The organism is Ramlibacter paludis (genome assembly GCF_022012305.1).
Classification (GTDB): domain Bacteria; phylum Pseudomonadota; class Gammaproteobacteria; order Burkholderiales; family Burkholderiaceae_C; genus Ramlibacter; species Ramlibacter paludis.
On the sequence record NZ_JAKLTM010000010.1, the window covers coordinates 83015 to 92399 of the forward strand.

A 9385-nucleotide genomic window follows, 5' to 3' on the forward strand; every position below is an offset into this window, starting at 1 on the left:
GATGGCGAATTTCGTCCTGGTGCACGGCGCCTGGCATGGCGCGTGGTGCTGGCAGCGGGTGGTTTCGCGGCTCGCGGCGCAAGGGCACCGGGTGCATGCCGTCACGCTCACGGGCGTCGGCGAGCGCGTGCACCTGATGTCCCCGCTGGTCACGCTGGAAACGCACATCGCCGACGTCGCCAACACACTCGTCTTCGAGGAGCTGCAGGACGTGGTGCTGGCGGTACATTCCTATGCCGGCATGATCGGCACGGCGATTGCCGACCGCATGCCCGAGCGCCTGCGGCACCTGGTCTATGTCGACGCCGTGGTGCCCAAGCCCGGCGAGAGCTGGAGTGGCACGCATGCGAGCGCCACGCGCGAGGCGCGGCTGGCCGCGGCGCAGGCATCGCCCGACTACAGCTTCCCGCCGCCCGACCCCAGCGTGTTCGGCCTGGCCGCGCAGGACCACGCCTGGGTGCAGCGGCGCCAGACCGCGCATCCCGGCCATACCTACCAGGCGCCGCTGGAGTTCGACCCGAACCGGGTTGCCGGGGTGCCGCGCACCTTCATCGACTGCACCACGCCGCCGCTGGGCACCATCGACGTGATCCGCCGGCGGGTGCGCGATCCGAAGTACTGGGACGGCGCCTGGGCCGGCGGCGCCGGCATGCGGGTGGTGGAACTGGCCACCGGGCACGACCCCATGGTCAGCGCGCCGGACGCCCTGGTGCGCTTGCTGGGGGATTGCGCCAGGTAAATGCGGACCCGGCGCCGATGGAGGACAATTCCGCCATGGCTGGGAAACTGAAATATGCCCTGGGGGCGGTGGTGGTGGCGGTGGCTGCCGCGGCCGCTGTGTTCGTGGCGGGCGGCGCGTCCGCGGCGCCCGAGAGCACCTTCGTGCTGCTGGACGGCTCGAAGAAGACCACGGCGGACCTGAAGGGCAAGGTGACCCTGGTGAACTTTTGGGCCACCAGCTGCGTCACCTGCGTCGCCGAGATGCCCAAGATGGTCGCCACGTACAACAAGTACCACGGCCAGGGCTACCAGCACATGGCCGTTGCCATGAGCTACGACCCGCCCAGCTACGTCGTGAACTACGCCGAGACACGCAAGCTGCCGTTCCAGGTCGCCATCGACAACACCGGCAAGGTGGCGAAGGCCTGGGGGGAAGTGCAGCTCACGCCCACCTCGTACGTGGTGAACAAGAAGGGCGAGATCGTGAAGCGCTACGTGGGCGAGCCCGATTTCGCCGAGCTGCACAAGCTGATCGAGAAGCTCCTCGCGGAGACTTGAAAAAGGGCGCCGCGGCGCCCTTTTCTCTGGATCCCCGCCTGCGCGGGGATGACGAACAAGGCCCCGCACGCGGGGCTTTTGTTCGTCAGTTATTCCGGAAGTTGTCGTGGCAGGCCTTGCAGGCCGCCGCGGTCTGGCCGAAGGCCGTCTTCAGGTTGTCCAGGTTGTTGGTCTTGGCCGCCGCGACCAGCTTGGTGGTCTCGCCCATCAGCTTTTCGTTGTGCTCCTTGAACTTGGCCTGCTCCTTCCAGATGTCGGCCTTGGCCTTCTGGGAGATGCCTTCGCTGGTGGGAATGAACCCGGCCCAGGGCAGCTTGGACATGTCGGCCACCACCTCCGCGTTCTCGATCGCCGACTTGGCGTCGTAGGGCGCCCGGCCGTTCACCATCGCGCCGATGCGGCCGAAGTGCTGGCTCATGACGAACAGGGCGCTCTGCCGGTACTTGACGGCATCTTCCGGCTTGGCGAACTGGGCCGAGGCGGGCGCCGACAAGGCGCAGGCTGCGGCCGCAAGGGCCAGGGAGGCGGCGAACTTCATGGATTCTTCTCCTAGGGTTGAACGGGCGGATGCCAGACCGCCTGAGTCCTGTATCGTGACAAAAGTTTCGGGTTGAACTCACGACCGCGGGAAATTACTAAGCTCTGGGACCGGTGCCTGTCGTCCCGGCCCCACAAACAAGAAGGAAGCTGCATGGCCTATCGCGTGCGGGTCTGGGATCTGCCCACCCGCGTCTTCCACTGGCTGCTGGTCGCCTGCGTGGCCGGCCTCATCGCCACCGGCTACACCGGCGGCGCCGCGATGGAGTGGCATGCCCGCCTGGGTTACTGCGTGCTCACGCTGCTGCTGTTCCGCATCGCCTGGGGCTTCGTGGGCGGGCGCTGGACGCGCTTCGCCAACTTCCTCTACCACCCGCGCTCCGTGCTGGCCTACCTGCGCGGCCAGTCGCATCCGGACCACCTGATCGGCCACAACCCGCTGGGCGCGGGGTCGGTCTACGCGATGCTGCTGGTGCTGCTGGCGCAGGTCGGCACCGGTCTCGTGGCGGACGACGAGATCGCCTTCACAGGGCCACTGAACCGTTTCGTCTCGAGCGCCAGGGGCCTGGCCGCGACCTGGTACCACAAGGAGATCGGGCAGCGCCTGCTGATCGCGCTGGTGCTGCTGCACCTGGCGGCGATCGCCTACTACGCGGTGAAAAAGAAGCAGAACCTGGTCGGCCCGATGATCCGCGGCGACAAGGAGGTCGCCACGCCCGCCACCTCGTCCCGGGACGACGCCGTCTCGCGCGTCGGCGCGGCGGTCGTGCTGGCCGTGGCCGCCGGCATCGTGACCTGGGTGGTAAGGCTTGGAACGGCGGGTTAATCCGCTTCAACTCAGCCGTGGGCGGTGGACTAAACTTCTCCGTCCAACCACTCCGTTTCCGGACTTTTGGACTCCGCCCCCTTACCCGTGCTGGAGCTCGTCACGCCGAGCACCGCACGCGAGCTCGAAGAAGTTCGAGCGATCTTCCGCGAGTACGCCGACGGCCTCGGCGTCGACCTGTGCTTCCAGAACTTCGAGGAAGAACTCGCCACGCTGCCCGGCGAGTACGCGGCCCCGCGCGGCGCGCTGCTGCTGGCCCGCGTGGACGGCGAGGTGGCCGGCTGCTGCGGCCTGCGGCCGATGGACACGGCCGATTACCCCAATGCCGCCGAAATGAAGCGCCTGTACGTGCGCAAGGCCTTCCGCGGCTTCGGCCTGGGCCGGCGGCTGGCCGAGGCGGTGCTGGACGCCGCCCGGCAGGCCGGCTATGCCTGCGTGCTGCTGGACACGCTGGACGACATGGAAGCGGCGCGCGCGCTCTACGAGGACCTGGGCTTCGAGGACATCCCGCCCTACTATCACAACCCCATCGCAGGCGCGCACTACCTGAAGGCCGACCTGTGGAACACGGGGCCGGCTCCCCTCAGCTCCAGGTTTTGAAACTGGGTCCCCGCCTGCGCGGGGACGAAAGCGAACGCTGCGCTTACGCTTTCGCTTGCGCGAGCATCGTGCCCGCGTCGCTGACCTCGAACTTGCCCGGCGCTTCCACGTTCAGCGACTGCACCTTGCCGTCCTTGACCAGCATCGAATAGCGGTTGCTGCGCACGCCCATGCCGCGGGCGGTGAGGTCCAGCGTCAGGCCGGTGGCCTTGGCGAAGTCGCCGCTGCCGTCGGCCAGCATGCGCACCTTGCCGTTGGTCTTCTGGTCGCGCGCCCAGGCGCCCATCACGAAGGCGTCGTTCACGCTCACGCACCAGATCTCGTCGACGCCGGCGCCCTTGAGGTCGTTGAACTTCTCGACGTAGCCCGGCACGTGCTTGGCCGAGCAGGTCGGCGTGAAGGCGCCCGGCAGCGCGAACAGGGCGATCGTCTTGCCCTTGGTGGCCTCGCCCACCTTCACCGGGTTCGGGCCGATGGAGCAGCCATTGCCCTCGACTTCCGAGTATTCCATCAGCGTGACGTCCGGCAGTTGGTCTCCGACTTTGATCATGTATTGCTCCTGTGGGTTATGGCTTGGACAAAAGAAAACGGCCCACGATTGTGGGCCGTTTTTGGGTGCCTTGCAGCGCCGCAGTCTTAGACTTCGACGGCCTTCTCGACCAGGCGGGTCGCAACCCAGTTCTTGGTCTTCGAGATCGGCTTGCTTTCCGTGATCTCGATGACGTCGCCGGTGTGGTACTCGCCCTTTTCGTCATGGGCGTGGTACTTGCTCGACTTCATCACGATCTTGCCGTACAGCGCGTGCTTCACGCGGCGCTCCACGAGCACGGTCACGGTCTTGGCACGCTTGTCGCTCACCACCTTGCCAATGAGGGTGCGCTTGAGGGAGGTCTTGGCTTCCGTCATGTTCACTCCTTACTTGGTCTTGGTTTCAGTGGCGCGCTTCTGGGCCAGGATGGTCTTGGCGCGGGCGATGTCACGGCGCGTGCTGCGCAGCGTGCCGGTGTTGGTCAGCTGTTGCGTCGCCTTCTGCATGCGCAGGCCGAAATGGGCCTTCTGCAGGGACTTCACTTCGGCTTCGATGCCGGCAACGTCCTTCTGGCGGAGATCATTGGCTTTGGTCATTTGCATCTCCTCCTTCAGGCGCCCAGCATGCGGGTCACGAACGTGGTGCGCAGCGGCAGCTTGGCCGCAGCCAGCTTGAACGCTTCGCGGGCGAGTTCTTCGGGCACGCCGACGATCTCGAACACGACCTTGCCCGGCTGGATTTCAGCCACGTAGTACTCGGGGTTGCCCTTGCCGTTACCCATACGCACTTCGGCGGGCTTCTGGGAGATCGGCTTGTCGGGGAACACGCGGATCCAGATGCGGCCGCCACGCTTCACGTGACGGGAGATCGCGCGACGCGCGGCCTCGATCTGGCGGGCCGTCAGGCGGCCGCGGTCGGTGCACTTCAGGCCGAAGTCACCGAACGCCACGGTGTTACCCGTGGTCGCGATGCCGGTGTTGCGGCCTTTTTGCTCTTTGCGGTATTTGCGGCGAGCGGGTTGCAGCATGTTTACTCTCCTTTACCGTCGGTCGGGGCAGTCCCGGCCGGCGCGGCACCCGTCTTGCGGGGAACGCGCTTAACGGCAGATTTCGGCGCATCTGCGCCTTGGGTGGCTTCTGCAGGCTTGTCGGCACCATCGGCCGGCGCAACGTTGCCGGCGCCGGCGCTCACGCCGCCGCGCGGGGCGCCACGGCCGGCGCCGGGGCCGCCGCGGCGGTTGTCGCCGGGACCGCCACGGCGGTCGCCGTCACGACGCGGACCGCGCGGGCCACGGCGCTCTTCGCCCTCGGGGCGCGGCGTCGAGTCCAGCGAAGGCGCGTCGGTGCGGCCCAGCGTGTCGCCCTTGTAGACCCAGACCTTGACGCCGATGACGCCGTAGGTGGTCTTGGCTTCGGAGAAGCCGTAGTCGATGTCGGCACGCAGGGTGTGCAGCGGCACGCGGCCTTCGCGGTACCACTCGGTACGCGCGATCTCGATGCCGTTCAGGCGGCCGGCGGACATGATCTTGATGCCCTGGGCGCCCAGGCGCATCGCGTTCTGCATGGCGCGCTTCATCGCGCGGCGGAACATGATGCGCTTTTCGAGCTGCTGGGTGATCGAGTCGGCGATCAGCTGTGCATCGACTTCGGGCTTGCGCACTTCTTCGATGTTGACAGCAACCGGCACGCCCAGGCGGGTGGCCAGTTCCTTCTTCAGGTTCTCGATGTCCTCGCCCTTCTTGCCGATCACCACGCCCGGACGCGCCGAGTAGATGGTGATGCGCGCGTTCTTGGCGGGGCGCTCGATCAGCACGCGGCTGACGGCCGCGTTCTTCAGCTTGGTCTTCAGGTAGTCGCGGACCTTGATGTCCTCGGCCAGCATGTCGCCGAAGTCGCGGTTGTTCGCGTACCAGCGGCTGTTCCAGTTGCGGGTGACGGCCAGGCGGAAGCCGGTCGGATGGATCTTCTGTCCCATGTTCTTCCTTAGCCTTAGTTGCCGACGGTCACGTACACGTGGCAGGTGCCCTTGCTGATGCGGTTGCCGCGGCCCTTGGCCCGTGCGGTGAAACGCTTCAGCGTGGCGCCTTGCTCCACATAGATCGTCTTGACCTTCAGCTCGTCGATGTCGGCCCCATCGTTGTGCTCGGCGTTCGCGATCGCGGACTCCAGCACCTTCTTGATGATGACGGCACCCTTCTTCTGGGTGAAGTTCAGGACGTTGAGGGCCTGGTCCACTTTCTTGCCGCGGATCAGGTCGGCCACGAGGCGGCCCTTGTCGACAGACAGGCGCACACCCCGGAGGACTGCTTTGGTTTCAGCCATTTTTCAGCCTCACTTCTTCACGACTTTTTTGTCGGCGGGGTGACCCTTGAAGGTGCGCGTCAGGGCGAATTCGCCCAGCTTGTGGCCCACCATCTGGTCGGTGATGTAGACCGGCACGTGCTGCTTGCCGTTGTGGACGGCGATCGTCAGCCCGATGAAATCGGGCAGGATCATGGAGCGGCGCGACCAGGTCTTGATCGGCTTCTTGTCCTTGGCGGAGACGGCCTTGTCGACCTTCGCCACCAGGTGGTGGTCCACGAACGGACCCTTCTTGAGAGAACGCGTCATTTGTGCGACCCCTTCTTACTTCTTGCGACGCGAGACGATGAACGTCTGCGTGCGCTTGTTGTTACGGGTACGGTAACCCTTGGTCAGGTTGCCCCACGGGTCGACAGGGTGACGGCCTTCGCCGGTCTTGCCTTCGCCGCCGCCGTGCGGGTGGTCGACAGGGTTCATCACCACGCCGCGAACGGTCGGGCGGATACCCATGTGACGCTTCACGCCGGCCTTGCCGAGCTGGCGCAGGCTGTGCTCTTCGTTGGCGACTTCGCCGATGGTGGCGCGGCACTCGATGTGGATCTTGCGAACCTCACCGGAGCGCATGCGGACCTGGGCGTAGGTGCCTTCGCGGGCCAGCAGCGTGGCCGACGTGCCGGCCGAACGCGCGATCTGCGCGCCCTTGCCGGGTTGCAGCTCGATGCAGTGGATCGTCGAACCGACCGGGATGTTGCGGATCGGCAGCGTGTTGCCGGCGCGGATCGGGGCCTCGGAACCACTCATCATGGTGGAGCCGACTTCCAGGCCGCGCGGGGCGATCACGTAGCGGCGCTCGCCGTCGGCGTACACCACCAGGGCGATGTGCGCGGAACGGTTCGGGTCGTACTCGATGCGCTCGACCTTCGCCGGGATGCCGTCCTTGTTGCGGACGAAATCGACGACGCGGTAGTGGTGCTTGTGACCACCGCCCTTGTGGCGAGTCGTGATGTGGCCGTTGTTGTTGCGGCCGGACTTCTGGATCTGGGGCTCCAGCAGCGGTGCGTAACCTTCGCCCTTGTGCAGGTGGTCACGCGAGATCTTCACCATGCCGCGATGGCCTGGCGAAGTCGGTTTCATCTTGATGACTGCCATGATTAAGCGGTCTCCCCGGAGAAGTTCAGCTCCTGGCCCGGCTGCAGCGTCACGTACGCCTTGCGCACGTTGTCGCGGCGACCGATGGAACGGCCGAAGCGCTTGGTCTTGCCCTTGGTGTTGAGGACGGAAACGCCCTTCACCTGCACGTTGAACATCAGTTCGACGGCGGCCTTGATCTCGGGCTTGGTGGCGTCCTGCAGCACCTTGAAGGTGACGGCGTTGGACTTGTCGGCCACGTGCGTCGCCTTCTCGGAGACGATCGGGGCAACCAGCACCTGCATCAGGCGGCCCTGGTCGTACTTCGCGCGGGACGCGGGAGTGGGATTGACGCGGCTCATGCGAACATCTCCTTGAGCTTGTCCATGGCGGCCTTCGTGACCAGCACCTTCTTGTAGTGCACCAGGGACACCGGGTCGGCGTAACGCGGCTCGACGATGTAGACGTGCGGCAGGTTGCGCGAGGACAGGTGCAGGTTCTCGTCGATCTCGTCGGCGATCACCATGACCGATTCCAGGTTCATGGCCTTGAACTTGGCAGCCAGCTGCTTCGTCTTGGGGCTGTCGACCTTGAGGGACTCGACCACCGCCAGGCGGCCGTCGCGGGCCAGCTGGGAGAAGATGGCGGCCATGCCGGCGCGGTACATCTTCTTGTTGATCTTCTGGGTGAAGTTCTCTTCCGGGCTGTTCGGGAAGATGCGGCCGCCGCCACGCCACAGGGGCGAAGACGTCATGCCGGCGCGGGCGCGGCCCGTGCCCTTCTGGCGGAACGGCTTCTTGGTGGAGTGGTGGACTTCGGCGCGGTCCTTCTGGGCGCGGGTGCCTTGACGGGCGTTCGCCTGGAAGGCGACGACGATCTGGTGCACCAGGGCTTCGTTGTATTCGCGGCCGAACACGGTGTCAGGCGCGTCGATCTTGGACGCGGCCTGGCCTTGCTCGTTCAGGAGTTCGAGTTGCATTTACTTCTTCCCCTTCTCGGCCTTGGCCTGCACCACGACCGGCTTCGGCTGGCCCTTGGCAGCGAGGCGGACGGTCACGAAGCCGTTCTTGGAGCCGGGAACGGCGCCGCGCACCAGCAGCAGGCCACGGCCTTCGTCCACGCGGACGACGTCGAGGTTCTGCACGGTGGTGGTCACGTCGCCCTGGTGGCCGGACATCTTCTTGCCCGGGAACACGCGGCCCGGGTCCTGCGCCATCGAGATCGAGCCGGGCACGTTGTGCGAACGGCTGTTGCCGTGCGACGCGCGCTGGGACTTGAAGTTGTGGCGCTTGATGGTGCCCATGAAGCCCTTGCCGATCGAGGTGCCCTGCACGTCGACCAGCTGGCCGGCGGAGAAGACTTCCTGGACCGCGACGGCCTTGCCCGCGGCGTACTTGCCGGCGGTGTCGGCGTCGACACGGAATTCACGGATGATTTCACCGGCTTCGACGCCCGCTTTCGCGAGGTGGCCGGCTTGGGGCTTGGTCACGCGCGAGGCCTTGCGCGAACCGTACGTGACCTGCAGGGCCACGTAGCCGTCGGTGTCTTGGGACTTGACCTGGGTGACGCGGTTGTTCGACACGTCGATCACGGTGACGGGGACTGCATCCCCCTCGTCCGTGAACAGGCGCATCATGCCCACCTTGCGGCCCAGCAACCCGAGGCTGCTCAGACTCATGTTTTTACTCCGTTACCTTCGCCGCAGCCGCTGCAATTGGCTTCTGCGTTTGGAATGCGAAAGAGGGTTGATAAAAGCTCCGCCCGCCCGGAGGCAAGCGAAGCCCGCAATTGTAGCAGGAAAGAAAAAAGGGCGCACCTGGCGCCCTTCGGGGACCGGCTACAGGGTTACTGCAGCTTGATCTCGACGTCCACGCCGGCCGGCAGGTCCAGCTTCATCAGGGCGTCGACCGTCTTGTCGGTCGGGTCGACGATGTCCATCAGGCGCTGGTGCGTGCGGATCTCGAACTGGTCGCGCGACGACTTGTTGACGTGCGGCGAACGCAGGATGTCGAAGCGCTTCATGCGCGTCGGCAGGGGCACCGGGCCCTTGACGATGGCGCCGGTGCGCTTGGCGGTGTCGACGATTTCAGCGGCCGATTGGTCGATCAGCTTGTAATCGAAGGCTTTCAGGCGGATGCGGATCTTTTGCTGGGCCATGACCATTACTCCATGATCTTGGCGACAACG

Annotated in this window: 17 protein-coding genes; 4 read left to right on the forward strand and 13 right to left on the reverse strand. The window is 65.8% G+C overall.

Annotated features, from left to right (window positions below; translation table 11 throughout):
• The first annotated feature begins 1 nt into the window (after position 1).
• A complete protein-coding gene (locus tag LZ009_RS24050) occupies positions 2-739 on the forward strand; it encodes an alpha/beta fold hydrolase (protein WP_275700533.1) in 738 nt (245 codons plus the stop codon).
• 35 nt (positions 740-774) lie between these two features.
• Positions 775-1278 carry a TlpA family protein disulfide reductase gene (locus LZ009_RS24055; protein ID WP_275700534.1) on the forward strand — a complete coding sequence of 168 codons (504 nt, stop codon included), beginning with the start codon at positions 775-777 and terminating at the stop codon, positions 1276-1278.
• 85 nt (positions 1279-1363) lie between these two features.
• Here the strand turns inward: LZ009_RS24055 and LZ009_RS24060 are convergent, their stop codons facing one another.
• Positions 1364-1816, reverse strand: a complete 453-nt coding sequence (locus LZ009_RS24060) for a c-type cytochrome (RefSeq protein ID WP_275700535.1) — start codon at positions 1814-1816, stop codon at positions 1364-1366.
• A gap of 153 nt (positions 1817-1969) precedes the next feature.
• Between LZ009_RS24060 and LZ009_RS24065 the strand changes: the two genes are divergently transcribed.
• Together LZ009_RS24065 and LZ009_RS24070 are read left to right on the forward strand one after the other, a co-directional pair.
• Positions 1970-2641: a cytochrome b/b6 domain-containing protein gene (locus LZ009_RS24065; protein ID WP_275700536.1), complete on the forward strand. Its 672-nt coding sequence runs from the start codon at positions 1970-1972 to the stop codon at positions 2639-2641.
• Between the two features lie 87 nt (positions 2642-2728).
• The gene (locus tag LZ009_RS24070) at positions 2729-3241 is read left to right on the forward strand and encodes a GNAT family N-acetyltransferase (RefSeq protein ID WP_275700537.1); all 513 of its coding nucleotides are present in this window, start codon (positions 2729-2731) and stop codon (positions 3239-3241) included.
• 43 nt (positions 3242-3284) lie between these two features.
• Here the strand turns inward: LZ009_RS24070 and LZ009_RS24075 are convergent, their stop codons facing one another.
• The 12 genes from LZ009_RS24075 to rpsJ all read right to left on the reverse strand — a co-directional run bounded on the left by LZ009_RS24075 (position 3285) and on the right by rpsJ (position 9355).
• On the reverse strand, positions 3285-3791 hold the full coding sequence (locus LZ009_RS24075) for a peroxiredoxin (RefSeq protein WP_275700538.1): 507 nt from the start codon (positions 3789-3791) through the stop codon (positions 3285-3287).
• 86 nt (positions 3792-3877) lie between these two features.
• A complete protein-coding gene (gene rpsQ / locus LZ009_RS24080; RefSeq protein ID WP_275700539.1) occupies positions 3878-4147 on the reverse strand; it encodes a 30S ribosomal protein S17 in 270 nt (89 codons plus the stop codon).
• Between the two features lie 9 nt (positions 4148-4156).
• A complete protein-coding gene (gene rpmC, locus LZ009_RS24085; protein WP_275700540.1) occupies positions 4157-4366 on the reverse strand; it encodes a 50S ribosomal protein L29 in 210 nt (69 codons plus the stop codon).
• Between the two features lie 14 nt (positions 4367-4380).
• On the reverse strand, positions 4381-4797 hold the full coding sequence (gene rplP, locus LZ009_RS24090; protein WP_275700541.1) for a 50S ribosomal protein L16: 417 nt from the start codon (positions 4795-4797) through the stop codon (positions 4381-4383).
• A gap of 2 nt (positions 4798-4799) precedes the next feature.
• On the reverse strand, positions 4800-5744 hold the full coding sequence (gene rpsC, locus LZ009_RS24095) for a 30S ribosomal protein S3 (protein ID WP_275700542.1): 945 nt from the start codon (positions 5742-5744) through the stop codon (positions 4800-4802).
• A 14-nt stretch (positions 5745-5758) separates the two neighbouring features.
• Entirely contained in the window at positions 5759-6091 is a 333-nt protein-coding gene (gene rplV, locus LZ009_RS24100) for a 50S ribosomal protein L22 (RefSeq protein ID WP_275700543.1), read from the reverse strand.
• A 9-nt stretch (positions 6092-6100) separates the two neighbouring features.
• On the reverse strand, positions 6101-6379 hold the full coding sequence (rpsS, locus tag LZ009_RS24105; protein ID WP_275700544.1) for a 30S ribosomal protein S19: 279 nt from the start codon (positions 6377-6379) through the stop codon (positions 6101-6103).
• A 15-nt stretch (positions 6380-6394) separates the two neighbouring features.
• Positions 6395-7219 carry a 50S ribosomal protein L2 gene (gene rplB, locus LZ009_RS24110; RefSeq protein WP_275700545.1) on the reverse strand — a complete coding sequence of 275 codons (825 nt, stop codon included), beginning with the start codon at positions 7217-7219 and terminating at the stop codon, positions 6395-6397.
• Positions 7220-7221: 2 nt separating this feature from the next.
• Positions 7222-7560 (reverse strand): 50S ribosomal protein L23, encoded by a 339-nt coding sequence (rplW, locus tag LZ009_RS24115; protein ID WP_275700546.1) that lies wholly within the window; start codon positions 7558-7560, stop codon positions 7222-7224.
• Positions 7557-8177, reverse strand: coding sequence for a 50S ribosomal protein L4 (gene rplD, locus LZ009_RS24120; RefSeq protein WP_275700547.1), 621 nt, complete (start codon positions 8175-8177; stop codon positions 7557-7559). The genes rplW and rplD overlap by 4 nt, the downstream gene beginning before the upstream one ends.
• Positions 8178-8876, reverse strand: a complete 699-nt coding sequence (rplC, locus tag LZ009_RS24125; RefSeq protein ID WP_275700548.1) for a 50S ribosomal protein L3 — start codon at positions 8874-8876, stop codon at positions 8178-8180. It abuts the gene before it with no gap.
• 167 nt (positions 8877-9043) lie between these two features.
• Positions 9044-9355 carry a 30S ribosomal protein S10 gene (rpsJ, locus tag LZ009_RS24130; protein WP_145895499.1) on the reverse strand — a complete coding sequence of 104 codons (312 nt, stop codon included), beginning with the start codon at positions 9353-9355 and terminating at the stop codon, positions 9044-9046.
• Positions 9356-9385: the final 30 nt, after the last annotated feature.

Bases quoted from the DNA above. Each gene is read 5' to 3' on its own strand.
- LZ009_RS24065 (WP_275700536.1), top strand. From the start codon at position 1,970: ATGGCCTATCGCGTGCGGGTCTGGGATCTGCCCACCCGCGTCTTCCAC.
- rplP (WP_275700541.1), bottom strand. From the start codon at position 4,797: ATGCTGCAACCCGCTCGCCGCAAATACCGCAAAGAGCAAAAAGGCCGC.
- rpmC (WP_275700540.1), bottom strand. From the start codon at position 4,366: ATGACCAAAGCCAATGATCTCCGCCAGAAGGACGTTGCCGGCATCGAA.
- rplD (WP_275700547.1), bottom strand. From the start codon at position 8,177: ATGCAACTCGAACTCCTGAACGAGCAAGGCCAGGCCGCGTCCAAGATC.
- rpsS (WP_275700544.1), bottom strand. From the start codon at position 6,379: ATGACGCGTTCTCTCAAGAAGGGTCCGTTCGTGGACCACCACCTGGTG.
- rplC (WP_275700548.1), bottom strand. From the start codon at position 8,876: ATGAGTCTGAGCAGCCTCGGGTTGCTGGGCCGCAAGGTGGGCATGATG.
- rpsQ (WP_275700539.1), bottom strand. From the start codon at position 4,147: ATGACGGAAGCCAAGACCTCCCTCAAGCGCACCCTCATTGGCAAGGTG.
- LZ009_RS24060 (WP_275700535.1), bottom strand. From the start codon at position 1,816: ATGAAGTTCGCCGCCTCCCTGGCCCTTGCGGCCGCAGCCTGCGCCTTG.
- rplB (WP_275700545.1), bottom strand. From the start codon at position 7,219: ATGGCAGTCATCAAGATGAAACCGACTTCGCCAGGCCATCGCGGCATG.
- rplV (WP_275700543.1), bottom strand. From the start codon at position 6,091: ATGGCTGAAACCAAAGCAGTCCTCCGGGGTGTGCGCCTGTCTGTCGAC.
- rpsJ (WP_145895499.1), bottom strand. From the start codon at position 9,355: ATGGCCCAGCAAAAGATCCGCATCCGCCTGAAAGCCTTCGATTACAAG.
- LZ009_RS24050 (WP_275700533.1), top strand. From the start codon at position 2: ATGGCGAATTTCGTCCTGGTGCACGGCGCCTGGCATGGCGCGTGGTGC.
- LZ009_RS24055 (WP_275700534.1), top strand. From the start codon at position 775: ATGGCTGGGAAACTGAAATATGCCCTGGGGGCGGTGGTGGTGGCGGTG.
- rpsC (WP_275700542.1), bottom strand. From the start codon at position 5,744: ATGGGACAGAAGATCCATCCGACCGGCTTCCGCCTGGCCGTCACCCGC.
- rplW (WP_275700546.1), bottom strand. From the start codon at position 7,560: ATGAGCCGCGTCAATCCCACTCCCGCGTCCCGCGCGAAGTACGACCAG.
- LZ009_RS24075 (WP_275700538.1), bottom strand. From the start codon at position 3,791: ATGATCAAAGTCGGAGACCAACTGCCGGACGTCACGCTGATGGAATAC.